Origin of the sequence: Staphylococcus sp. HMSC036D05 (genome assembly GCF_001836225.1) — a bacterium.
Lineage (GTDB): Bacteria > Bacillota > Bacilli > Staphylococcales > Staphylococcaceae > Staphylococcus > Staphylococcus caprae.
The window spans coordinates 33874-58507 of the sequence record NZ_KV827775.1 but is presented as its reverse complement, the minus strand read 5'-3'; the positions used below and the strand labels follow the sequence as shown (position 1 = coordinate 58507).

Genomic DNA, 24634 nt, shown 5'->3' with positions numbered 1-24634 from the left:
GAAAGTCCTAGCCACTATATTAAAGATTTAGATGGAATTAAGATAATACTTCAGTAATTTGAGGTACGACTTGTTTCTTACGAGATACTACACCTGATAAGAATGCCATACCATCATCTAATTGTACATTAAATGCTTGACCGACTTTATCTTTCTCAGCACCCACAACTAAAATTTTAGAATCGCTATTAATAATATCAGTAACTACAAGTACAAATAAATCATATTTTTCATTTGCACTCACTTCTAACATTACTTTTTCTAACTCATCTTTGCGGTTTAATACTTCATCGATATCTACAGTATTTACTTGTGCAATACGAGTCACATAGTCACCCATAGTAAATGATTTAGCGTCCATGTCTAATAAAGTTTCAGCAGATTTATCAGTAGTAGAAGCACCTGCTTTTAACATATCAAGACCGTAGCTATCTAAATCGACATTTGCAATATCTTTTAATGCTTGAGCAGCATTTACATCTTCTTGAGTACATGTAGGTGATTTGAATAATAAACTATCTGAAATGATTGCTGAAATCATTAAGCCGGCAATGTGAGGTTTAATTTCAAAGCCACGTTCTTTGTACATTTTATATAAAATTGTTGCAGTACAACCAACAGGTTCTGCTCTGTAATAAAGAGGACTTGCTGTTTCGAAGTTAGCAATTCGGTGATGATCAATCACGTGTTTTACTGTAGCATCGTTGATTGAATCTGCACTTTGTTGGAATTCGTTATGGTCTACTAAAATAACTTCTTCATTATTTAAGTCTTCAGATAATAATTCTGGCGCATCCACTTTGAAGTAATCTAATGCATATTGTGTTTCAGCACTTACTTCGCCTAAACGATATGCTTTAGCTTCAGTGTTTCCTGTTTGTTGTTCAAAATCAGCCATAATAATTGCTGAAGAAATTGCGTCAGTATCTGGATTTTTATGCCCGAATATATAAGTTTTTGTCATTTTCAATATCTCCTTATTCTTTTATATTTAATCATATTTTAGCATGATTTAAGTTTAATCTTCTACCTTAGCACCTAGTGAGTTTTTGAAATGCGAAAGTGCCCAAGTATGTCCTTCTTGATTAAAAGACGCGACACCTTTACTAGGTATCGTAATATGATAACCTAAATTATATGCTGAAATAGCGGTATGAAGTACACAAATATCTGTACATACACCAACAATTTCTACATTTTTAATATTTCTTTCTCTTAGCAAGCTATCTAATGAAGTGCCATAAAAAGAATCATACCTTGTTTTATCTAAATAATGCACGTGTGTATTATCTTTAATTGTTTGATATAAACTGCCTACTTTTCCATATAAATTACGACCTTCCGTACCGTAAATATTATGAGGAGGGAATAATTGTGTTTCAGGATGATATTGATCATTCTCATAATGTAAGTCCATTGTAAAGATGACCTCATCTTGATGATCAATGTATGAATGAATGCGATCAACGATAAAGTTCTCTATTTCTTGACCTGGCTTCCCACATGTAAGTTTCCCATTATCAGCAATAAAATCCACAGAATAATCCACTATAATTAATGCATTTTTACTCATAAAAACATCCTCTCTCAAATGTGTTTAAAAAGTATTAGATTGGTATATTTATATATAACTAAGACTTTTTGATATGTAATTAAAAAATGATGAGCATTTCGACAAAGAGCGATAAAATTTATCGACAGTTTGACTCATTTTTGAAATTAAATAACATATCATTAATAAAATCTAACTTTAGTATATAGAGTTCGCCTTAACCGCACAATCTTTATTTTCAATTAAAATGGAGGATACTGTTATGTTAATTAATGCTGCAGATTTTGGACTCAAAGGAGAAAGTAAATACAAGGATACTAAAGCAATTCAGAAGGCGTTAAACTATGCAAAGCACGGGGAACATACCGTATTTATACCTAAAGGCACTTACCATATTAGAAAAGCGCTAGTCATTTATGATTCTACGACGTTATTACTTGATGATGAAGCGATACTTTTGCGCGTAGGTAAAGATGCATTACTAAAAAATGGAAAATCATATATTTTATACTATGGTTATTCGGGTAATAGTCATATCTATATTAAAGGTGGTACCTTCGATATGAATGGGGGAGATTATCCATATAATAATACTGCTATGAGTATAGGACACGCAGAGGATATTCAACTAAATGGAGTGACATTTAAAAATATTGTAGGTGGCCACGCCCTAGACGCATGTGGCTTAAATGGATTACATATTACGAATTGTTCATTTGAAGGATTTCTTGATATTGATGGTGACCGTTCATTTTCTGAAGCGGTGCAATTAGACATTCAAGTCCCAGGCGCATTTCCTAAATTTGGCACAACAGATGGAACTATTACTAAGAATGTAGTTATAGAGAATTGTTATTTTGGTGACTCCGATAACCCGAAAATGAAAGCATGGAACCGAGCGATTGGTTCACACGCGAGCAGATATGACAGATTTTACGATAATATTCATATTAGAAATAACATATTTGACCAACTGAATGAATTTGCGTTAACCCCTTTAAAATCTAAAAATACATTCATTACAAATAATGAATTTAGAATGTGTAATGGAGGAATACGCTTCCTTGGTGTTAAAGATGGAAAAAATGCGGCCGATCCTGTCACAGGACAAGTGATGGAAACGCAAGCAGGTGAGAACTTTAACGTCATCGGAAATATATTTATAGGAAAAATGGAAAGAGACGCAATTCATATCAGAAATTACAATAATGTTAAACATCACCAAGTATTTATTGCTGGTAATTATTTTGATGACGCCTCTCAAACGTTACATTTAGAAGATATTAAAGATCTTACGTTAAACCAAGAAGAACCATTTCTTCAAATAGAAAAAATCAATATAGAATAAAACGCATGCATATTTTTGAAGAATGAACAAAAAGGAAGAATATAAAACACCGCCTAACTTTTCTTGTTGGCGGTGTAACACTTATAAATTTATTGTTTTTTATTAAAAGAACCTACTAGTTTTACTTTAAAATCTAAAGTTTCTAAAATTGTAATGGCTTTATTAATATCATGTGTGACAGGTGTATCTGCTTGAACGAAGAAACGGTACATACCTAGTTGCGTTTTTAATGGTCTTGATTCAATCCACGATAAATTAATGTTAAATAGTGCGAAGGTATTTAACACACTTGCCAGTAAACCTGGTTTATCATATTGTGGTGTAATTAAAAACATCGTTGTATTCGCATTTTTGTCGAAATGTGTATGATTTTTAACTATTAAAAAGCGAGTGACATTATGTGGGTAATCTTGAATATGTTTGTCTATGGGTTGATATCCATATGTCTCTCCGCTACCCAGCGGCGCAATCGCCCCTATACCTTTATCAATCTTATCCAAACTTTGAATCGTGCTGTCAGTATAATCATATAAAAAGTGATGTTGATGAATATAATTGGTTGTTTGGCTGATAGCTGGCGCAATCGAGTAAACCTTCTTTATGTCCTTCAAACTGTCTGTTCCATTACCGTACAATGCAAAATTGATGTCTAAGTGAATTTCTCCATGTGCATAAATTTGTTGTTGGGCTAATGAATCCGCAACGATATTAATAGTACCTTCAATTGAATTTTCTATAGGTACAATGCCTACAGATTGATCGTTACTAGACACTGCTTTAATGACCTCGTGAAGATTAGTTTTTGCTGAATATTCGATTTCATTTTCAGATATAAATTTTTGTGAAGCTAAATAAGAAAAAGTTCCCTTTGGACCTAGGTAATATAATCGCATGATGACACCTCTAAAAACTTAATGAAAAGGGCACTTCATAGGTTCTTCTTTTTTGTAAAAGAAATTTGTTGAACGCATAGTATTATCATAACCATGATGATAATTTGATGTTAAAGTTGGTGACAATGGTGGTGCTAACCAAGACCATTTGCCAGTGACGTGTCTATCATTTTTTTGTTCATTTCGCTCAAACATTTCGAATTGTTTTGAAGCGGTGAGATGATCGACGATTGAAACGCCTTCAGATTTAAAAGAATGATAAACTGCATAATTTAATTCTACGAGTGCTCGATCCCTATTAAATGAATTACTTTTAAGTGTACCAAAATCAAAGGCTTCTGCAACTTTTTCTAATAAATTATATCGATAACTATCTGTGAAATTACGTACGCCTATTTCAGTAACCATGTACCATCCATTAAAAGGTGCAGTTGGATAGGTAATCCCACCAATTTTTAAGTCCATATTTGAAATAATTGGGACAGCATACCATTTTAGACCTAATTCTGCTAATTTTGGATATTGGTCATGCCAAATAGGGACCTCTTTAATGATGTGATTTGGGAATTCATGCCACTTAATGCTTCCATTCGATATTTGATAAATGAGTGGTAGAATATCGAAATTCGTGCCTTCGCCTTTCCAACCTAAATGTTGAGCTAAACGTGTGATTTCTTTTTCAGATGGATCTCCCGCGTTATCGTAACCTGCATATCGAATTAATTGGTTATTATAGATTTTGGGCGCATTTTGAGATGAGAAAATTGTAATAAGTGGTTTGATTTTGCCACCATTAGTTGCAATATCGATATGACGATAAATTGCTTCTAAAAAGTTTTCTTCATTATCTATATCTCGCGCATCCTCTACATTTAATGAGTCCCAGAATAGTCTCCCAATGCAACGGTTAGAATTTCTCCATGCTAGTTTTGCTCCATAAGATAGCTCTTCATAAGTATGCGTATAACTTCCTGTACGTGTGATTTCATTCTCAATTTCATTCAATCTCTCTGCTATTTTACTTGAATCATAATTAAGTTCGGTATACATAGTTTGAATAAATGATCTAGCTTCATCTAATAACATTTAAAAACACCTCACACGTATTATAATCGAGGTTTTAAAAATACTCAGTTAAAATATTCAATTGTCATGAATTTGTCGTATAGAATGATTTTGTAAATGATTAAATCTAAACTATTAAAAGATTCAGATTAATCAAGTAACTCATTTACCTACAGTATGTGAATTATGATAAACTAATTGTAAATGAATCGGTCGATTGGAGAGATAAGTGTGTATCAATTTAAAGACGACAGCTTAATGTTACAGAACGACTTATATCAAATTAATATGGCAGAAAGTTATTGGAATGATGGCATTCACGAAAGAATTGCCATTTTTGACTTATATTTTAGAAGTATGCCTTTTAATAGTGGGTATGCGGTTTTTAATGGGTTAAAACGTGTAATTGATTTTATAGAGAACTTCGGATTTTCCGATAGTGATATAGCGTATTTGAAAACAATAGGCTACAAGGATGACTTTTTAGAATACTTGAGAGAACTCAAGTTCACAGGTAATATTCGCTCAATGCAAGAGGGTGAATTATGCTTTGGTAATGAACCGTTAATTAGAGTTGAAGCGCCTTTGATTCAAGCGCAACTAATAGAAACGATTTTACTTAATATCATTAATTTCCATACGTTAATTGCGACCAAAGCAAGTAGAATACGTCAAATTGCAATGAATGATACTTTGATGGAATTCGGCACTAGAAGAGGTCAAGAAGTTGACGCTGCATTATGGGGCGCAAGAGCAGCTTTTATTGGTGGTTTCGATTCAACGAGTAATGTACGTGCAGGTAAATTGTTTGATATTCCAGTTTCTGGAACACATGCGCATGCATTAGTGCAAACGTATGGTGATGAATATATAGCTTTTAAAAAATATGCAGAACGACATAAAAATTGCGTCTTTTTAGTCGATACTTTCCATACTCTTAAATCAGGTGTACCTACAGCTATTAAAGTTGCAAAAGAGTTGGGAGATAAAATCAACTTTATAGGAATTAGATTAGACTCAGGTGATATTGCATACTTATCTAAAGAAGCTAGACGAATGCTAGATGAAGCAGGCTTTACTGATGCGAAAATTATTGCTTCAAACGATTTAGATGAACAAACAATAACAAGTTTAAAAGCGCAAGGCGCAAAGGTTGACGCATGGGGCGTCGGAACGAAACTCATTACTGGTTTTGATCAACCTGCTCTTGGAGCTGTTTATAAATTGGCAGCTATCGAGACAGAAGATGGTACGTTTAGTGATCGAATTAAGCTATCTAATAATGCGGAAAAGGTCACAACACCAGGTAAAAAGAATGTTTATCGGATTATCAACAAAAAAACAGGTAAGGCGGAAGGTGACTATATTACACTTGACGGGGAAGACCCTACAGCTGAGAAACCACTTAAATTATTCCATCCTGTTCATACCTATAAAATGAAATTTATTAAGTCTTTTGAAGCAAAAGATTTACATCATACGATTTTTGATAATGGCAAACTTGTATACCAACTTCCAAGTGAACGTGAAGCTCAAACTTATCTAATGCAAGGTTTAAACACACTTTGGGATGAAAATAAACGTTATTTAAACCCACAAGAATATCCTGTTGATTTAAGTGCAAAATGTTGGGAAAACAAACACAAACGCATTTTTGAAGTGGCTGAACATGTTAAGGAAATGGAGGAAGAAAATGAGTAAGTTACAAGATATTGTAGTTAAAGAAATGAAAGTAAAAAAACAAATTGATAGCGAAAAAGAAATCAATGAAATCAAACATTTTATAAAATCGTATGTTCAATCACATTCATTTATTAAATCATTAGTACTCGGTATTTCTGGAGGACAAGATTCAACGTTAACAGGTAAGTTAGTGCAATTAGCGGTGAATGAATTACGAGAAGAAGGTCGAGAATGTAAATTCATCGCAGTTAAACTACCTTATGGTATTCAAAAAGATGCCGACGAGGTGGAAGATGCACTTAAATTTATTGAGCCTGATGAAATCATTACGGTCAATATTAAACCTGCTGTAGATCAAAGTGTTCAATCTTTAAAAGAAGCGGGGATAGCCCTCACTGATTTCCAAAGAGGCAATGAAAAAGCTAGAGAGCGCATGAAAGTTCAATTTTCTATTGCTTCTAATCAAAGCGGTATCGTCGTAGGAACGGATCATTCTGCCGAAAATATTACAGGTTTCTATACTAAATATGGTGATGGTGCAGCTGATATTGCGCCTATTTTCGGTTTAGATAAAAGACAAGGTAAACAGTTACTCGAATATTTGAAAGCACCAAAACATTTATATGAAAAAGTGCCTACAGCAGATTTAGAGGATGATAAACCTCAACTACCTGATGAAGAAGCGCTTGGTGTGACATATGATCAAATTGATGATTACTTAGAAGGTAAAGAAATACCTGCTGAAGCACGCGAAACAATCGAAAAACATTATGTAAGAAATGCGCATAAACGTGAGCTTGCTTATACAAGATATACATGGCCTAAAAATTAATAATGATTAATACGTAAAAATTTAAGTGACAAATCGATGCATGACTGATAAAATGATTTGGATTTAATTGTAAGAAAAGAGGAATAATATGTCAGCAATTGCTCACAATCCATGGTTAATGGTCTTGGCTATATTTGTAATCAACGTATGTTATGTCACATTTTTAACAATGAGAACGATACTAACGTTAAAAGGTTATCGATATATTGCTGCTGCAGTGAGTTTCCTTGAAGTTCTCGTATATGTGGTTGGTTTAGGTTTAGTTATGTCTAGTTTAGATCAAATTCAAAATATTTTCGCATATGCATTAGGATTTTCAGTGGGAATCATCGTCGGTATGAAAATCGAAGAAAAATTGGCATTAGGTTATACCGTTGTCAATGTAACATCTTCAGAATATGAATTAGATTTACCAAATGAATTGAGAAATCTTGGTTATGGAGTTACACACTATGAAGCATTTGGTCGTGATGGCAGTCGAATGGTGATGCAAATCTTAACCCCTCGTAAATACGAACTTAAGCTTATGGATACAATCAAAAATTTAGATCCTAAAGCGTTTATTATTGCATATGAACCTAGAAATATTCATGGTGGATTCTGGGTTAAAGGTGTACGTAGACGTAAACTTAAAGCTTATGAACCAGAACACCTTGATGTAGTAGTAGAATACGAAGAACAAGAAAGTGCAAGGTCAAATGAGCAAAAAATTTAAAGTAGAGGATAATGAGACCATTTCAGACTGCTTAAATCGAATGCGAAATGAAGGATTTATGCCAACGCGTAGAATGGAGAAACCAGTCTATAAAGAGAATAAGGACGGAAGTATTGAAGTCCTTAGACAAGAAATTATTTTTGTAGGTAAACCAATCAAGTAACAAGTTATAAAATTTCATATAGAAATATGTTCAAAGAGTAGGATATCGAAATGATACTAAAGTAGAATTTCTATCCTACTCTTTCTTATAGTTAATTGAGTTTCTAAGGTAATTACAATAAAATAGGAATATAAAGAAAAAAGATTTATACATTTTGTAACAGTTCTGTTAAACTAAAATTGAAAGCTTAAACACGAACTTTTAGATTAAAAAATAATTTAATGTACAGGTTTTAATTCTACAATAATACATACGATTGGAGTTTATAAAGAATGATTGAACGCTATTCAAGAGAAGAAATGTCTAATATTTGGACGGATCAAAATCGCTATGAAGCTTGGTTAGAGGTAGAAATATTAGCGTGTGAAGCATGGAGCGAATTAGGTTATATTCCTAAAGAAGATGTCCAAAAAATTCGTGACAATGCAAAAGTTGATGTAGCACGTGCAAAAGAAATTGAATTAGAAACACGTCATGACGTCGTTGCATTTACAAGACAAGTTTCTGAAACATTAGGTGAAGAAAGAAAATGGGTCCACTATGGTCTTACATCAACTGATGTAGTAGATACTGCATTAAGCTTCGTAGTTAAACAAGCGAATGAAATCATTGAAAAAGACTTAGAAAGATTTATTGATGTATTAGCAGAAAAAGCTAAGAATTATAAATATACGCTTATGATGGGACGTACACATGGTGTTCACGCTGAACCAACTACATTTGGTGTGAAAATGGCATTATGGTACACAGAAATGAAACGTAACCTTAAACGTTTCAAGGAAGTACGTAAAGAAATTGAAGTAGGTAAAATGAGTGGCGCAGTTGGTACATTTGCGAATATTCCTCCAGAAATTGAAGCATATGTTTGTAAACATCTAGGTATTGATACTGCTCCTGTATCAACTCAAACATTGCAAAGAGATCGCCATGCATATTATATTGCGACGCTAGCATTGATTGCGACTTCTTTAGAAAAGTTTGCAGTAGAAATTCGTAATCTACAAAAAACTGAAACACGTGAAGTAGAAGAAGCATTTGCTAAAGGTCAAAAAGGTTCATCTGCAATGCCGCATAAACGTAATCCAATTGGTTCTGAGAATATTACTGGAATATCTCGCGTTATTCGTGGCTATATTACTACTGCTTATGAAAATGTTCCTTTATGGCATGAACGCGATATTTCTCATTCTTCAGCTGAACGTATTATGTTACCAGATGTAACCATAGCGCTTGATTATGCATTGAATCGTTTTACTAATATTGTAGATCGCTTAACGGTCTTTGAAGATAATATGCGAAATAATATTGATAAAACATTTGGTTTAATCTTCTCACAACGTGTATTATTAGCACTTATTAATAAAGGCATGGTTCGTGAAGAAGCATATGATAAGGTTCAACCTAAAGCAATGGAATCATGGGAAACTAAGACACCATTTAGAGAATTGATTGAACAAGACGAAACAATTACTAATGTCTTAACTGCAGAAGAATTAGACGAATGTTTCAATCCAGAACATCACCTTAATCAAGTCGACACAATATTTGAACGTGCAGGTTTAGAATAAAAATCTTAAATATCATGTTAGAAAAGCGGTTAAATTCCTATACTTTTTTCATTGAAACTACTACACTTTAACTAATTAGTACGTTAAAATGATGAAAGAAAACGTGTATAGGGGTTGTTCGAGATGCAAATTGAAAAATTACGTGGTCAAGCATTAGATGAATTATTTGATGCGATCCTAGCGCTAGAAAATAGAGAAGAATGTTATCAGTTTTTCGATGATTTATGCACTGTCAATGAAATACAGTCATTATCTCAGAGGCTTCAAGTTGCTAAAATGATTAAACAAGGTTATACGTATGCAACAATTGAAGACGAATCTGGAGCATCAACTGCAACAATTTCTAGAGTGAAACGATCATTACAATGGGGTAACGATGCGTACACTATGATTTTAGATAGACTTAATATCGAAACACAGTCATAAGACAATATTGATTTAAATTTGATTTACCGTCTGACGCTGACTCGTTTTAATGTTTTAATTTTTATAAAATAATAGGACCTAAGGCTTTGAAAAGTGTTTAATCATTTTTCGAAGCCTTTTATATTTGAAAATAAAAGTTCGCAATGATGATTAGTTTAAAAGGAAAATGATTGATTCAATTCTCAACAAATTCAAAATTAGACACGCACCATAGTAAATAAAGTTATTACTTAAATAATGTATTATTTTCATATTTACTCTTTAGAACTTAGTACTTAAAAATGCTATAATTTAGGGTATGTTAATTAAAGGAGTTACGAAAAATGTATGACATAAAAAAATGGCAACATATATTTAAATTAGATCCTGCTAAGTCTATTTCTGATGATGATTTAGAGGCAATATGTATGTCTAATACAGATGCAATTATAATTGGTGGTACTGATAATGTAACTGAAGACAATGTCATCCATTTAATGAGTAGAGTAAGACGTTATCCATTACCACTTGCATTAGAAGTCTCAAATGTTGAAAGTGTCATGCCCGGGTTTGACTTTTACTTTATACCGACAGTGATGAATAGCAACGATACGAGATTTCACAACGGTATTTTGCTAGAGGCACTGAAACAATATGGACATGTGATTAACTTTGAAGAAGTAGTATTTGAAGGATACTTAGTATTAAATTCAAATAGTAAAGTAGCTCAAAGTACCAATGCCAATACGACACTTGATATGGAAGATGTTGAGGCATATGCGCAAATGGCTAATGAACTCTATCATTTCCCAGTAATGTACATAGAATATAGTGGGGAGTACGGTGATATTGATAAAGTCAAAGCCGTATCTAACATGCTTACAGAAACGCAACTTTTCTACGGTGGAGGCATCTCAAGTTTAGGACAAGCACAAGAGATGGCTGATATTGCCGATACGATTATCGTAGGAAATATCATATATACAGATATTAAAAAAGCGCTAAAAACAGTAAAAATAAAGGAGTCTAATTAATGAATTCGCTAGTCAAGAATATGAATACCGAACAAAGTGAAGCCGTAAGAACGACTGAAGGGCCACTACTAATAATGGCAGGTGCGGGATCAGGAAAAACACGTGTATTAACACATCGCATCGCTTATTTATTAGATGAAAAAGATGTCTCTCCTTACAATATTTTAGCGATTACTTTTACTAATAAAGCTGCTAAAGAGATGAAACAACGTGTTGAACAACTTGTTGGTGAAGAAGCCCAAGTCATTTGGATGTCAACGTTTCACTCCATGTGCGTAAGAATATTGAGAAGAGATGCGGATAGAATTGGCATAGAAAGAAATTTCACGATTATTGATCCTACTGACCAAAAATCTGTCATTAAAGATGTTTTGAAAAATGAAAACATTGATAGCAAGCGCTTTGAACCTAGAATGTTTATTGGCGCAATTAGTAATTTAAAAAATGAATTAAAAACACCTGACGATGCTCAAAAAGAAGCAAATGATTTTCATTCACAAATGGTAGCGACAGTTTATAAAGGGTACCAAAGACAACTGTCTCGTAACGAAGCATTAGATTTTGACGATTTAATTATGACTACTATCAATTTATTTGAACGTGTACCTGATGCTCTAGAATATTATCAAAATAAATTCCAATACATTCACGTAGACGAATATCAAGATACAAACAAAGCGCAATATACTTTAGTGAAATTACTTGCTAGTAAATTTAAAAATTTATGTGTCGTAGGGGATTCTGACCAATCGATATATGGTTGGCGTGGTGCTGATATTCAAAATATTTTATCCTTCGAGGAAGATTATCCAGAAGCGAAAACCATTTTCCTAGAACAAAATTATCGTTCAACTAAAAATATTCTCAATGCTGCAAATGAAGTCATTAAAAATAACTCAGAACGTAAGCCAAAAGGTTTATGGACTGCCAATTCCGGCGGAGATAAAATTCAATACTATGAAGCAATGACTGAACGCGATGAAGCGGAATACGTTGTTAGGGAAATTATGAAGCATCAGCGTAATGGTAAGAAATATAGTGATATGGCTATTCTTTATAGAACAAATGCACAATCACGTGTGTTAGAAGAAACATTCATGAAATCGAACATCCCATATACGATGGTTGGTGGCCAAAAGTTCTATGATCGTAAAGAGATTAAGGACTTGCTAAGCTATTTACGAGTAATTGCTAATAGCAATGATGACATTAGTTTACAACGAATTATTAATGTGCCAAAAAGAGGAATCGGACCTTCTTCAGTTGAAAAAATTCAAACCTATGCTGTTCAAAATCAAATTAGTATGTTTGATGCACTTGGTGAGGTTGATTTTATTGGATTATCTAAAAAGGTCACTCAAGAATGTATCAATTTTTATGAAACCATCACTAATTTAATTAAAGAACAAGAGTTTCTTGAAATAAGTGACATTGTAGATGAAGTATTACAAAAATCTGGATATCGTGACATGCTTGAGAGAGAACAAACACTAGAATCTCGTAGTCGTCTAGAAAACTTAGATGAATTTATGTCAGTACCAAAAGATTACGAAGAAAATACACCTTTAGAAGAACAATCATTAATTAACTTTTTAACTGATTTATCATTGGTTGCCGATATAGACGAAGCCGATACGCAAAGTGGTGTAACGCTTATGACAATGCACTCAGCAAAAGGTTTAGAATTCCCAATTGTCTTCATTATGGGTATGGAAGAATCACTGTTTCCTCATATTCGTGCAATCAAAAGTGATGATGATCACGAAATGGAAGAGGAACGTCGAATTTGTTATGTAGCAATTACGCGTGCAGAAGAACTTCTATACATCACGAATGCTACGACAAGGATGTTGTTCGGACGTTCTCAATCAAATATGCCTTCACGATTCTTAAGGGAAATTCCTGAAGACTTACTTGAAAGTCATACTGGAACGAAACGTCAAACCATTTCACAGGCTAAACCACAACAGAAACGTGGATTTAGTAAACGCACAACGTCACCTAAGAAACAAGTTTCTTCTTCTGATTGGAAAGTTGGAGATAAGGTTACACATAAAGCATGGGGCGAAGGTATGGTGAGTAATGTCAATGAGAAAAATGGTTCAGTAGAGCTAGATATTATCTTTAAATCTGAAGGACCTAAACGTCTACTTGCACAATTTGCGCCAATAGAGAAGAAGGAGGATTAATGGGGGATGGAAGATTTACAACGTCGCGTTAATGAATTACATGATTTATTAAATCAGTATAGTTATGAATATTATGTACAGGATAATCCGTCTGTACCAGACAGTGAGTACGATAAACTATTACATGAACTTATAGATATTGAAACAAAACATCCTGAGTATAAAACTGCAGATTCACCTACTGTTAGAGTAGGTGGAGAAGCTCAGTCCTCATTTGAGAAGGTAAACCACGATACACCTATGCTAAGTTTAGGCAATGCTTTTAATGAGGAAGATTTAAGAAAGTTCGACCAACGTATTAGGGAAAATATTGGTAACGTCGAATATATGTGTGAACTTAAGATTGATGGTTTGGCTGTTTCACTTAAATATCAAGACGGTAAATTTGTTCAAGGACTAACGCGTGGTGATGGTACGACAGGTGAAGACATTACTGAAAATTTAAGAACCATACATGCGATTCCATTAAAAATAAAAGAACCACTCAATTTTGAAGTACGTGGTGAGGCTTATATGCCGCGACGTTCATTTATGAATTTGAATAAGCAGAAAGAAGAGAATGGTGAACAACCTTTTGCAAACCCTAGAAATGCAGCAGCAGGTTCTCTGAGACAACTCGACTCTAAATTGGCAGCGAAAAGAAAACTAAGTGTGTTCTTATATAGTGTAAATGACTTTACCGATTTTAATGCTACGACCCAAAGTGGTGCATTGAACGAACTTGATCAACTAGGATTTAAAACGAATCAGGAGAGAGAACGTGTTTCAGATATTGAAGGCGTTCTTAAATACATTGAGAAATGGACCGATAAAAGAGAATCACTTTCTTACGATATTGATGGGATTGTAATTAAAGTCAATGATTTAGATCAACAAGAAGAAATGGGTTACACACAGAAATCACCAAGATGGGCGATTGCGTATAAATTCCCAGCTGAAGAGGTGGTTACTAAATTATTAGATATTGAATTAAGTATTGGACGCACAGGTGTTGTTACGCCTACAGCTATATTGGAACCAGTCAGAGTAGCTGGTACGACAGTTTCAAGAGCGTCTTTACACAACGAAGATTTGATACATGAACGAGATATACGTATTGGTGATAGCGTCGTCGTTAAAAAAGCAGGTGACATCATACCTGAAGTAGTTAAAAGTATTCTAGATAGACGTCCAGACGATGCAGAAACGTACCATATGCCGACACATTGTCCAAGTTGCGGTCACGAGTTAGTTCGCATTGAAGGCGAAGTCGCTTTGCGTTGTATTAATCCTAAATGCCAAGCACAGCTCATTGAAGGTCTGATTCATTTTGTTTCAAGACAAGCGATGAACATTGATGGTTTAGGTACAAAAATCATTCAACAATTATATGAAAATGAGCTTATCAAAGATGTTGCTGATATATTTTATCTTCAAGAAGAGGATTTACTTCCATTAGAACGTATGGGAACTAAAAAAGTCGAGAATTTATTAGCTGCAATTGAAAAGGCTAAAGATAATTCATTCGAACATTTACTATTTGGGCTAGGAATTAGACATCTCGGTGTGAAAGCGAGCCAAGTATTAGCTGAGAAGTATGAAACGATGGATCGCTTATTAGAAGTCACTGAAGCTGAATTGGTTGAAATTCATGATATTGGCGATAAACTTGCACAATCTGTTGTTACGTATCTTGAAAATGAAGATATTCGTGCTTTAATTCAAAAATTAAAAGACAAAAATGTTAATATGAGTTATAAAGGAATTAAAACAACAGAGATTGAAGGACATCCAGAATTTAGCGGTAAAACAATTGTACTAACAGGAAAATTAGAACAAATGACTAGAAGTGAAGCATCACAATGGCTAGAAATGCAAGGCGCTAAAGTAACAAACAGTGTAACTAAGAGTACGGATATCGTCATTGCAGGTGCCGATGCGGGTTCTAAATTAACCAAAGCTGAGAAGTTTGGTACGGAAATCTGGACAGAGGAAGAATTTGCTAACAAACAAAAAGAATTAAATAATTAGAGGAGTACGTCGATGAAGCGAACACTTATATTACTCATTTCGACAATATTTTTATTAGCTGCTTGTAATAATGGACAAAAAGATAATCAATCAAACAAAGATCAAAGTGAGAGTAAAGACAGTAAAAATTCAAACCAAGTTAAACAAATTGCAACTGACAAAAATGTTCAAGGTGATAATTACAGAACGATTTTACCTTTTAAGGAAAGTCAGGCTAGAGGTTTACTGCAAGATAATATGGCCAATAGCTATAACGGTGAAGACTTTGAAAGTGGCTTATTAGAGTTAAGTAAAGAAGTCTTTCCTACAAATAAATACCTTTATCAAGATGGACAGTATTTAGATAAGAAAACAATTAATGCTTATTTAGATCCGAAATATACGAAAAAAGAAATTGATAAAATGAGCGAAAAAGAGAAGAAAAGTAAAAAAGCTAATGAAAACTTAGGACTTAATCCTTCTCATAATGGTGAAACGAATCAGGAAAAAATTGCCGACAACTCACCAGCGTATCTATCAAATATTTTAGAACAAGATTTTTACGGTAATAGTGATTCAAAAGGTAAAAACATTAAAGGTATGACAATTGGTTTAGCTATGAATAGTGTTTATTATTATCAAAAAGAAAAAGATGGCGAGACTTATAGTAAAAATCTAAATGATAAAGACATAGAGAAACAAGGTAAACAAATGGCAAGTGAAATATTATCTCGATTACGTGAAAATAGTGATTTAAAAGATATTCCAATTCATTTTGCAATTTATAAACAGTCTGGACAAGACTCTATTTCACCAGGAGAATTCATTGCTGGAGCGACTGCAGACGATGGTCAAACAAAAATCAATGGATGGGATACGATAAAAGAGAAATCTGCTTTACTTCCATCCTCAACAGCAGAAGATTATAATGAAACACTGAATAATAATTTCAAACAATTTAACGATAACCTACAATCGTACTTCTCTAACTTTACACAAGCAGTAGGAAAGGTTAAATTTGTAAATAAAAAAGCGAAACAATTAACAGTAGACTTACCAATTGACTATTATGGTCAAGCGGAAACAATTGGTATTACACAATATGTCACTGAACAAGCTGAAAAATATTTTGATAACATTGATGAATATGAAATTCGTATCAAAGATGGTAATACACCTCGTGCGCTTATAAGTAAATCCAAAGATGACAAAGAACCTCAAGTTCACATCTATCATAATTAATACATGAAAAGGCGTCTTCGACTAAAATGAACAATCTAGTCGAAGACGCCTTTATATATATATATGAATATTAGGAAATAGTTATTCTTTTACAATTTGTTTTACTTTATTTAAATCATTCTCAACGAAAGCACCAGGTTTCTTAGTGAGTTTACTTACAATATAAGTCACTAATACACTAATGATAAAACCAGGTATAATTTCATACATACCAAAAATTTCATTGATTGATGCAAGAGGTTTAATCCATGCTATCCAAATAATTACGACTAAAGCACCAGCGATCATACCGCTAATAGCACCAGCGCGTGTAAGCCCCTTCCAATAAAGTGAATAGAGTACAAGCGGGCTAAAGGCTGCACCAAAACCTGCCCAAGCATTACCTACAAGGTTTAAAATTGTATCATTAGGTTGCCAAGCAATAGTGATAGCAACAATTGCTACAAGTAACACTGAAAGTCGTCCAATCATGACGAATTCTTTCTGATGCGTTGAAGCTTTATCTTCGCCACGAATCAATTTGTAAAAATCTTCTGTTAAAGAACTAGAAGTAACGAGTAATTGAGAAGAAATGGTACTCATAATAGCTGCTAAAATGGCTGCCAATAAGAATCCGCCTACAAGAGGGTGGAAGAGAATTTGACTCATAATGATAAATAATGTCTCTGGGTCTTCCATTTTGATATGCTTTTCAGAAATAAAAGCAATACCAGTTAAACCTACGCCTACTGCACCAAACAAACCAATTGCCATCCAACTAATACCTAATCGTCTTGCTTTAGGAAGTAATCGATGTGATTTAATAGACATAAAGCGTACGATAATATGTGGTTGACCGAAATATCCTAATCCCCAAGAGAATAATGAGATAATCCCTAATACAGTTGTACCTCTAAATAAATCTAAGTTGGTTGGTTTCATTTGTGCAACTTCACTAAACGTATCCCATCCGTTTAATTTCATTAAAGCAACGACAGGAACCATCACCATTGCAATAAGCATAATCACACCTTGAAAGAAGTCTGTGATAGATACGGCTAAATATCCTCCGAAGAAAGTGTAAAAAATGACTATCACTGCAACTAAAATTAATCCAAAGTGATAGTTAAGACCAAATGCACTTTCGAATAATTTCCCACCTGAAACAAACCCTGAGTGCGTATATAACGTAAAAAAGATAACAATAATCAATCCAGAGATAATCTTAATAATATTCTGTTTATCGTCTAATCTGTTCTTAAAGAAGTCAGGTAAAGTGATGGCATCTCCAGCAATTTCTGTATATACACGTAACCTTGGTGCTACAACGAAATAGTTAATATATGCGCCTAATGTTAAGCCAATCGTAATCCATATAGCTGAAAGGCCAGTGCTATAGACAGAACCTGGAAGCCCCATAATCATCCAACCACTCATATCTGAAGCACCTGCTGATAAAGCTGTAATATACGGACCAATATTACGTCCTCCTAGCATAAATTCACTTAAGTTACCTGTAGCTTGCTTATAACCATAGAAGCCGATAATTAGCAAAATAATAAAATAAACGGCAATCATTATATAGGTTTGCCAGTTTGCGTCGACTTGATTACTAAGTGTGGAACCTAATGTCAGCATCGTAAACACTCCCTTTATGTAGTTTTAATTTAGTTACATGTAATATTATACAATATAACTAAATGTTCAGAAAAGTAAAATTTTAATTATAATGCAAATATAAACTGTTGTAACAATTAAGTAAGCGCTTACTATTTAAATGTTAGAATTCTTGAAAATGAATATAACTGTATATATATCACATTATTTAATTATTAACTGAATTGAGTCACTATAAGAAAATCCAAAATATATAAATATGTAACTTAATATAATAATGAGTATAAATGCTGATATATCAAGCATTGATTTTATGCATGATAATCATAAATACTTAGATTTTTATTGCGAAATTTGATACAATTTGGTGATGAATGAGTATTAAGGAGGCTATTATTTAATGACTAAAGTTACACGTGAAGAAGTTGAACACATTGCTAATTTAGCTAGACTTCAAATTACTTCTGAAGAAACAGAAGAAATGGCTAACACTTTAGAAAGTATTTTAGATTTTGCAAAACAAAATGACAGTGCTGATACTGAAGGCGTTGAGCCAACTTATCACGTATTAGATTTACAAAACGTGCTACGTGACGACAAAGCAATCGAGGGCATTCCTCAAGAATTAGCATTGAAAAATGCAAAAGAAACAGAAGATGGGCAATTTAAAGTGCCAGCCATCATGAATGAGGAGGACGCTTAAGATGAGTATTCGTTATGAATCTGTTGAGAAATTAACAGAAATGATTAAGAACAAAGAAATTAAACCTTCTGATGTGGTTAAAGATATTTACGCAGCTATCGAAGAAACTGATCCTACGATTAAATCTTTCTTAGCATTAGATAAAGATAATGCTATTAAAAAAGCAGAAGAATTAGATGAATTACAAGCGAAAGACCAAATGGAAGGTAAATTATTTGGTATCCCAATGGGTATCAAAGACAATATTATTACAAAAGATGTTGAAACAACTTGCGCAAGTAAAATGTTAGAAGGTTTCGTACCTATTTATGAATCAACAGTAATGAATAAATTATACGATGAAAATGCTGTATTAATTGGTAAATTAAACATGGATGAATTTGCGATGGGTGGTTCAACAGAAACATCTTACTTCAAAAAGACATTAAACCCATTTGACCATACAGCAGTACCAGGTGGTTCTTCTGGTGGTTCTGCAGCAGCGGTTGCAGCTGGCTTAGTGCCATTCAGTTTAGGTTCTGATACTGGTGGTTCTATTAGACAACCAGCAGCTTATTGTGGTGTTGTAGGTATGAAACCTACTTATGGTCGTGTGTCACGTTTTGGTCTTGTAGCATTCGCATCTTCATTAGACCAAATCGGACCTATCACTCGTAACGTAAAAGATAACGCACTTGTACTTGAAACGATTTCAGGTGTAGATGCAAATGATTCAACGAGTGCTCCTGTAGAAGATGTAGATTTCACTTCTGATATCGGTAAAGATATTAAAGGGCTTAAAATTGCTTTCCCTAAAGAATATGTAAGTGAGGGTATAAGTGAAGAGGTTAAAGACGCAGTTAAAAATGCAATTGAAACTTTAAGATCTTTAGGTGCTGAAGTAGAACAAGTTTCACTACCAAATACTAAATATGGCATTCCTTCATACTACGTGATTGCTTCATCTGAAGCATCAGCAAACTTAGCTCGTTTCGATGGTATTCGTTACGGTTACCACTCAAAAGAGGCGCAATCATTAGAAGAATTATATAAAATGTCTAGATCAGAAGGATTTGGTGACGAAGTTAAACGTCGTATTTTCCTTGGTACCTTCGCATTAAGCTCTGGTTATTATGATGCATTCTATAAAAAGTCTCAAAAAGTAAGAACATTAATTAAAAATGACTTTGATAAAGTATTTGAAGAATATGATGTTGTTGTAGGACCAACTACACCAACAACTGCATTTAATATTGGCGAAGAAATTGATGATCCATTAACAATGTACGCTAACGACTTATTAACTACACCAGTTAACTTAGCTGGTTTACCTGGTATTTCTGTTCCTTGCGGACAATCTAACGGACGACCAATTGGTTTACAATTCATTGGTAAACCATTCGATGAAAAGACGTTATATCGTGTAGCTTATCAATATGAAACACAATACAACTTACATGACGCATACGAAAATTTATAAGGAGTGGAAATCATGCATTTTGAAACAGTTATAGGACTTGAAGTTCATGTTGAGTTAAAAACAGACTCAAAAATGTTCTCTCCATCACCAGCGCATTTTGGAGCTGAACCTAACTCAAACACAAATGTTATCGACTTAGCATATCCAGGTGTATTACCAGTCGTAAATAGACGCGCAGTAGATTGGGCTATGAGAGCTTCAATGGCATTAAATATGGATATCGCTACGAATTCTAAATTTGATCGTAAAAACTATTTCTACCCAGATAATCCTAAGGCATATCAAATTTCACAATTTGATCAACCGATTGGTGAAAATGGTTATATCGATATCGAAGTAGACGGAGAAACTAAACGTATCGGTATCACACGTCTTCATATGGAAGAAGATGCTGGTAAATCAACACATAAAGATGGTTATTCATTAGTTGACTTAAACCGTCAAGGTACGCCGTTAATTGAAATTGTTTCTGAGCCAGACATTCGTTCTCCTCAAGAAGCGTATGCTTATTTAGAAAAATTACGTTCAATTATCCAATACACAGGTGTATCAGATTGTAAAATGGAAGAAGGTTCACTTCGTTGTGATGCCAACATTTCATTACGTCCTTATGGTCAAAAAGAATTTGGTACTAAAACAGAATTAAAAAACCTTAACTCATTTAACTATGTAAGAAAAGGTTTAGAATATGAGGAAAAACGACAAGAAGAAGAATTGTTAAATGGTGGAGAAATCGGTCAAGAAACACGTCGTTTCGATGAATCTACTGGTAAAACAATTTTAATGCGTGTCAAAGAAGGTTCTGATGATTACCGTTACTTCCCAGAACCAGACATTGTACCTTTATACGTTGATGAAGAATGGAAAGAACGTGTTCGTCAAACAATCCCAGAACTACCGGATGAACGTAAAGCTAAATATGTAAATGATTTAGGATTACCTGAGTATGACGCACATGTATTAACACTTACGAAAGAAATGTCAGATTTCTTCGAAGGTGCAATCCAACATGGTGCCGACGTTAAATTAACTTCTAACTGGTTAATGGGTGGCGTAAACGAGTATTTAAATAAAAATCAAGTTGAATTACAAGATACTCAGTTAACTCCTGAAAACCTTGCCGGCATGATTAAATTAATTGAAGACGGTACGATGAGTAGTAAAATTGCTAAGAAAGTCTTCCCAGAACTTGCTGAAAATGGTGGAGATGCTAAACAAATCATGGAAGACAAAGGTTTAGTACAAATCTCTGACGAAGCGACATTATTAAAATTTGTTAATGAAGCTTTAGATAATAACCCTCAATCTGTTGAAGATTATAAAAATGGTAAAGGGAAAGCGATGGGCTTCTTAGTTGGACAAATTATGAAAGCTTCAAAAGGCCAAGCAAATCCTCAAAAAGTAAATGGCTTATTAAAACAAGAACTAGACAAACGTTAATCAATCAAATACTTACTTTAAAGCTTCTACTGTATGTTTAAAGACATGTGGTAGAAGCTTTATTTTTTGAAAAGTAGAGATTAAGTTATTTCTAAAAAATCATCATAATAAAATACAAAAATTGAAAAAAGAAATCATTTTCCAATTAAAAAGACTTGGCAAAGCAGATTAGTTAAGAGAATTAGTAATAAATACTTTCAACTGATGTTTAAATCATTTAATATAATGTATGAGTATATGAAGTCGAGGGATTAACAATGAGAAAACGTGCAAGAATTATATATAACCCGACATCAGGGAAAGAACTTTTTAAACGCGTATTACCAGATGTATTAATTAAATTGGAGAAAGCTGGTTACGAGACTAGCGCATATGCAACTGAAAAGGCTGGAGACGCAACAATTGAAGCAGAAAGAGCGTTAAGTAGTCATTATGATTTACTGATTGCTGCAGGTGGCGATGGAACGTTAAATGAAGTCGTCAATGGGATTGCTGAACAACCTAATCGTCCTAAATTAGGAATTATACCAATGGGTACAGTCAATGACTTTGGACGTGCACTACACTTGCCTAACGACATTATGGGTGCAGTTGATGTCATCATTGATGGTCATACAACTAAAGTAGACATTGGTAAGATGAATAATCGTTACTTTATTAATCTTGCGGCTGGCGGTCGATTAACTCAAGTATCGTATGAGACGCCAAGTAAACTGAAGTCTATTGTAGGTCCATTCGCATACTACATTAAAGGATTTGAAATGTTGCCACAAATGAAGGCAGTTGATATTCGTATTGAATATGATGATAAAGTTTTCCAAGGTGAGGCATTACTCTTCCTACTTGGTTTAACAAATTCTATGGCTGGCTTTGAAAAGTTAGTACCCGATGCGAAATTAGACGATGGTCATTTTACTTTAATTATTGTGGAAAAGGCCAACTTAGCAGAGTTGGGTCATATCATGACATTAGCTTCAAGAGGAGAACATACGAAACATCCGAAAGTGATCTATGAAAAGGCTAAATCAATTAATATCTCATCCTATACAGAGATGCAACTTAATGTCGATGGAGAATATGGTGGTAAACTACCTGCCAACTTCTTAAATCTAGAGCGTCATATTGAAGTCTTCACACCGAAAGACGTTTTCAATGAAGAATTATTAGATAACGGTACGACGCCAGATATTACTTCTGAAAAGCAACAAACAACGACCGAGCAATGAGAATATAAATCAAAAGGTTAGGAGACCCAGAATTTGCTGTCCTAACCTTTTTGCATGTGGGGGAAACGTTTTGGAAACATTAAAAAAGAACGATGTGAGAATTGGGAACGTTGTCGATTTAACACACGAAGGGCATGGTGTAGTGAAAATTGATCGTTATCCAGTATTTGTACCGAACGCATTAATAGATGAAGAGATCGAATTTAAACTCATTAAAGTTAAAAAGAACTTTGCGATAGGGAAATTACTTGAAGTTAAAAAGGAGAGTAAAGATAGAATAACTCCGCCTTGTGTGTATTACTACAAATGTGGGGGGTGTCAGCTGCAACATATGACATATCAGGCACAACTTGATATGAAGAAAGAACAAGTCGTCAACCTTTTTCATAGAAAGGGACCTTTCAAAGATACGCCAATAAATCCCACGGTAGGTATGGAACAACCGTGGAGATATCGTAATAAATCTCAAATACCTGTAGGCAAGAATAAAGATGGGCAAGTGATCATGGGATTCTATCGTCAAAGAAGTCATGACATTATCGATATGGATCATTGCTTAATTCAAGATGAACAACACCAAGAAGTGATGAATCATGTTAAACAATGGCTTAATGAACTGAATATTAGTATCTATGATGAACAATCTAAAACTGGATTAATCAGACATCTCGTTGTGAGAACTGGGCACCATACTGATGAAATGATGGTTATATTTGTAACAAATGGTAAGAAATTTAAGCATTCTGAAATGCTTGTTGAAAAGCTTAAAAATGCCTTTCCTAATATTACGAGTATCAAACAAAATATCAATGACAGTCATTCAAATGTCATTATGGGCCGTCATTCTGTGACATTGTATGGTAAAGAGAAAATTGTCGATCAATTGAGTGAAGTGACGTTCAATATCTCAGACCAATCATTCTATCAAATTAATTCTGCCCAGACTGAAAAGCTCTATCAAAAAGCAATTGATTACGCGCAGTTAACTGGTGAAGAAATTGTATTAGATACGTATTGTGGCATTGGTACAATTGGTTTATATATGGCATCACAAGCGAAACATGTTTATGGCGTCGAAGTCGTACCTTCTGCAATTAAAGACGCAGAAGAGAATGCGACTAAAAACCAATTAAATAATACGACTTTTGAATGTGGGAAAGCAGAAGATATTATTCTAGAATGGAAAGCACAAGGAATTAAACCAGACGTTGTCATGGTTGATCCACCAAGAAAAGGTTGCGATGAGACGTTTATCAAAACATTACTCAAATTGAACCCTAAACGTATCGTGTATATATCTTGTAATCCATCTACTCAACAAAGAGATGCACAAATGTTAGCGAGTCATTATCATTTAGTTGAAATAACGCCAGTAGATATGTTCCCGCAAACCACACATATTGAGACCGTGGCATTGTTTGAGCGAATGTAAAAGATTATATAAATAGAATGCAATTAATTGCAAATGTATATTGAATGTTAAGGTTATATTACAAGCAACTTACTTTCTTGAAAAGAGTCTTTTTTAACCT

Annotated in this window: 21 protein-coding genes; 16 read left to right on the top strand and 5 right to left on the bottom strand. The window is 33.9% G+C overall.

Annotated features, from left to right (window positions below; genetic code table 11):
* Positions 1-37: 37 nt before the first annotated feature.
* A complete protein-coding gene (locus HMPREF2580_RS03700; protein WP_070830474.1) occupies positions 38-964 on the bottom strand; it encodes a manganese-dependent inorganic pyrophosphatase in 927 nt (308 codons plus the stop codon).
* Positions 965-1018: 54 nt separating this feature from the next.
* Complete coding sequence (locus HMPREF2580_RS03695; protein ID WP_002445416.1) at positions 1019-1573, bottom strand: cysteine hydrolase family protein; 555 nt, start codon at positions 1571-1573, stop codon at positions 1019-1021.
* Positions 1574-1814: 241 nt separating this feature from the next.
* On the opposite strand from HMPREF2580_RS03695, the gene HMPREF2580_RS03690 reads away from it, so the two are divergent.
* A complete protein-coding gene (locus tag HMPREF2580_RS03690; RefSeq protein ID WP_070830472.1) occupies positions 1815-2900 on the top strand; it encodes a glycosyl hydrolase family 28-related protein in 1086 nt (361 codons plus the stop codon).
* An 89-nt stretch (positions 2901-2989) separates the two neighbouring features.
* Here HMPREF2580_RS03690 and HMPREF2580_RS03685 read toward each other — a convergent pair whose 3' ends face one another.
* Positions 2990-3793, bottom strand: a complete 804-nt coding sequence (locus HMPREF2580_RS03685; RefSeq protein ID WP_070830470.1) for a prephenate dehydratase — start codon at positions 3791-3793, stop codon at positions 2990-2992.
* An 18-nt stretch (positions 3794-3811) separates the two neighbouring features.
* On the bottom strand, positions 3812-4879 hold the full coding sequence (locus HMPREF2580_RS03680; protein ID WP_070830468.1) for a nitric oxide synthase oxygenase: 1068 nt from the start codon (positions 4877-4879) through the stop codon (positions 3812-3814).
* Positions 4880-5089: 210 nt separating this feature from the next.
* Between HMPREF2580_RS03680 and HMPREF2580_RS03675 the strand changes: the two genes are divergently transcribed.
* The 10 genes from HMPREF2580_RS03675 (at position 5090) to HMPREF2580_RS03630 (ending at position 16678) form a co-directional block, all read left to right on the top strand.
* Positions 5090-6559 carry a nicotinate phosphoribosyltransferase gene (locus HMPREF2580_RS03675; RefSeq protein WP_037541845.1) on the top strand — a complete coding sequence of 490 codons (1470 nt, stop codon included), beginning with the start codon at positions 5090-5092 and terminating at the stop codon, positions 6557-6559.
* Positions 6552-7373: an ammonia-dependent NAD(+) synthetase gene (gene nadE, locus HMPREF2580_RS03670; RefSeq protein ID WP_070830465.1), complete on the top strand. Its 822-nt coding sequence runs from the start codon at positions 6552-6554 to the stop codon at positions 7371-7373. Before HMPREF2580_RS03675 ends, nadE begins: the two co-directional genes overlap by 8 nt.
* Positions 7374-7461: 88 nt before the next feature.
* Positions 7462-8088: a DUF2179 domain-containing protein gene (locus HMPREF2580_RS03665; RefSeq protein WP_070830463.1), complete on the top strand. Its 627-nt coding sequence runs from the start codon at positions 7462-7464 to the stop codon at positions 8086-8088.
* Positions 8072-8251, top strand: a complete 180-nt coding sequence (locus HMPREF2580_RS03660; protein ID WP_002445431.1) for an NETI motif-containing protein — start codon at positions 8072-8074, stop codon at positions 8249-8251. The genes HMPREF2580_RS03665 and HMPREF2580_RS03660 overlap by 17 nt, the downstream gene beginning before the upstream one ends.
* A 272-nt stretch (positions 8252-8523) precedes the next feature.
* Positions 8524-9819, top strand: coding sequence for an adenylosuccinate lyase (gene purB, locus HMPREF2580_RS03655; protein ID WP_070830461.1), 1296 nt, complete (start codon positions 8524-8526; stop codon positions 9817-9819).
* A gap of 123 nt (positions 9820-9942) precedes the next feature.
* Positions 9943-10245 (top strand): YerC/YecD family TrpR-related protein, encoded by a 303-nt coding sequence (locus tag HMPREF2580_RS03650; protein ID WP_002445436.1) that lies wholly within the window; start codon positions 9943-9945, stop codon positions 10243-10245.
* A 323-nt stretch (positions 10246-10568) separates the two neighbouring features.
* Positions 10569-11258 carry a heptaprenylglyceryl phosphate synthase gene (locus HMPREF2580_RS03645; protein ID WP_070830459.1) on the top strand — a complete coding sequence of 230 codons (690 nt, stop codon included), beginning with the start codon at positions 10569-10571 and terminating at the stop codon, positions 11256-11258.
* A complete protein-coding gene (pcrA, locus tag HMPREF2580_RS03640) occupies positions 11258-13447 on the top strand; it encodes a DNA helicase PcrA (RefSeq protein ID WP_070830457.1) in 2190 nt (729 codons plus the stop codon). The genes HMPREF2580_RS03645 and pcrA overlap by 1 nt, the downstream gene beginning before the upstream one ends.
* Before the next feature lie 6 nt (positions 13448-13453).
* On the top strand, positions 13454-15457 hold the full coding sequence (gene ligA / locus HMPREF2580_RS03635) for an NAD-dependent DNA ligase LigA (RefSeq protein WP_070830455.1): 2004 nt from the start codon (positions 13454-13456) through the stop codon (positions 15455-15457).
* Positions 15458-15469: 12 nt separating this feature from the next.
* Positions 15470-16678: a CamS family sex pheromone protein gene (locus HMPREF2580_RS03630; RefSeq protein WP_002445442.1), complete on the top strand. Its 1209-nt coding sequence runs from the start codon at positions 15470-15472 to the stop codon at positions 16676-16678.
* Positions 16679-16759: 81 nt separating this feature from the next.
* Here the strand turns inward: HMPREF2580_RS03630 and putP are convergent, their stop codons facing one another.
* Positions 16760-18295 carry a sodium/proline symporter PutP gene (putP, locus tag HMPREF2580_RS03625; RefSeq protein WP_070830453.1) on the bottom strand — a complete coding sequence of 512 codons (1536 nt, stop codon included), beginning with the start codon at positions 18293-18295 and terminating at the stop codon, positions 16760-16762.
* A gap of 379 nt (positions 18296-18674) precedes the next feature.
* Here putP and gatC point away from each other — a divergent pair, with 379 nt between their 5' ends.
* From gatC to rlmD, 5 genes are all read left to right on the top strand, one after another.
* Positions 18675-18977 (top strand): Asp-tRNA(Asn)/Glu-tRNA(Gln) amidotransferase subunit GatC, encoded by a 303-nt coding sequence (gene gatC / locus HMPREF2580_RS03620; protein WP_070830451.1) that lies wholly within the window; start codon positions 18675-18677, stop codon positions 18975-18977.
* 1 nt (position 18978) lies between these two features.
* Positions 18979-20436 (top strand): Asp-tRNA(Asn)/Glu-tRNA(Gln) amidotransferase subunit GatA, encoded by a 1458-nt coding sequence (gene gatA / locus HMPREF2580_RS03615; protein WP_002445447.1) that lies wholly within the window; start codon positions 18979-18981, stop codon positions 20434-20436.
* A 12-nt stretch (positions 20437-20448) separates the two neighbouring features.
* On the top strand, positions 20449-21876 hold the full coding sequence (gene gatB / locus HMPREF2580_RS03610; protein WP_002445449.1) for an Asp-tRNA(Asn)/Glu-tRNA(Gln) amidotransferase subunit GatB: 1428 nt from the start codon (positions 20449-20451) through the stop codon (positions 21874-21876).
* A 257-nt stretch (positions 21877-22133) separates the two neighbouring features.
* Positions 22134-23102, top strand: a complete 969-nt coding sequence (locus HMPREF2580_RS03605; RefSeq protein ID WP_002445451.1) for a diacylglycerol kinase — start codon at positions 22134-22136, stop codon at positions 23100-23102.
* A 70-nt stretch (positions 23103-23172) separates the two neighbouring features.
* A complete protein-coding gene (gene rlmD / locus HMPREF2580_RS03600) occupies positions 23173-24534 on the top strand; it encodes a 23S rRNA (uracil(1939)-C(5))-methyltransferase RlmD (protein WP_070830449.1) in 1362 nt (453 codons plus the stop codon).
* Positions 24535-24634 lie beyond the last annotated feature (100 nt).

Bases quoted from the DNA above. Each gene is read 5' to 3' on its own strand.
- HMPREF2580_RS03700 (WP_070830474.1), bottom strand. From the start codon at position 964: ATGACAAAAACTTATATATTCGGGCATAAAAATCCAGATACTGACGCA.
- HMPREF2580_RS03695 (WP_002445416.1), bottom strand. From the start codon at position 1,573: ATGAGTAAAAATGCATTAATTATAGTGGATTATTCTGTGGATTTTATT.
- HMPREF2580_RS03690 (WP_070830472.1), top strand. From the start codon at position 1,815: ATGTTAATTAATGCTGCAGATTTTGGACTCAAAGGAGAAAGTAAATAC.
- HMPREF2580_RS03685 (WP_070830470.1), bottom strand. From the start codon at position 3,793: ATGCGATTATATTACCTAGGTCCAAAGGGAACTTTTTCTTATTTAGCT.
- HMPREF2580_RS03680 (WP_070830468.1), bottom strand. From the start codon at position 4,879: ATGTTATTAGATGAAGCTAGATCATTTATTCAAACTATGTATACCGAA.
- nadE (WP_070830465.1), top strand. From the start codon at position 6,552: ATGAGTAAGTTACAAGATATTGTAGTTAAAGAAATGAAAGTAAAAAAA.
- HMPREF2580_RS03665 (WP_070830463.1), top strand. From the start codon at position 7,462: ATGTCAGCAATTGCTCACAATCCATGGTTAATGGTCTTGGCTATATTT.
- HMPREF2580_RS03660 (WP_002445431.1), top strand. From the start codon at position 8,072: ATGAGCAAAAAATTTAAAGTAGAGGATAATGAGACCATTTCAGACTGC.
- purB (WP_070830461.1), top strand. From the start codon at position 8,524: ATGATTGAACGCTATTCAAGAGAAGAAATGTCTAATATTTGGACGGAT.
- HMPREF2580_RS03650 (WP_002445436.1), top strand. From the start codon at position 9,943: ATGCAAATTGAAAAATTACGTGGTCAAGCATTAGATGAATTATTTGAT.
- HMPREF2580_RS03645 (WP_070830459.1), top strand. From the start codon at position 10,569: ATGTATGACATAAAAAAATGGCAACATATATTTAAATTAGATCCTGCT.
- pcrA (WP_070830457.1), top strand. From the start codon at position 11,258: ATGAATTCGCTAGTCAAGAATATGAATACCGAACAAAGTGAAGCCGTA.
- ligA (WP_070830455.1), top strand. From the start codon at position 13,454: ATGGAAGATTTACAACGTCGCGTTAATGAATTACATGATTTATTAAAT.
- HMPREF2580_RS03630 (WP_002445442.1), top strand. From the start codon at position 15,470: ATGAAGCGAACACTTATATTACTCATTTCGACAATATTTTTATTAGCT.
- putP (WP_070830453.1), bottom strand. From the start codon at position 18,295: ATGCTGACATTAGGTTCCACACTTAGTAATCAAGTCGACGCAAACTGG.
- gatC (WP_070830451.1), top strand. From the start codon at position 18,675: ATGACTAAAGTTACACGTGAAGAAGTTGAACACATTGCTAATTTAGCT.
- gatA (WP_002445447.1), top strand. From the start codon at position 18,979: ATGAGTATTCGTTATGAATCTGTTGAGAAATTAACAGAAATGATTAAG.
- gatB (WP_002445449.1), top strand. From the start codon at position 20,449: ATGCATTTTGAAACAGTTATAGGACTTGAAGTTCATGTTGAGTTAAAA.
- HMPREF2580_RS03605 (WP_002445451.1), top strand. From the start codon at position 22,134: ATGAGAAAACGTGCAAGAATTATATATAACCCGACATCAGGGAAAGAA.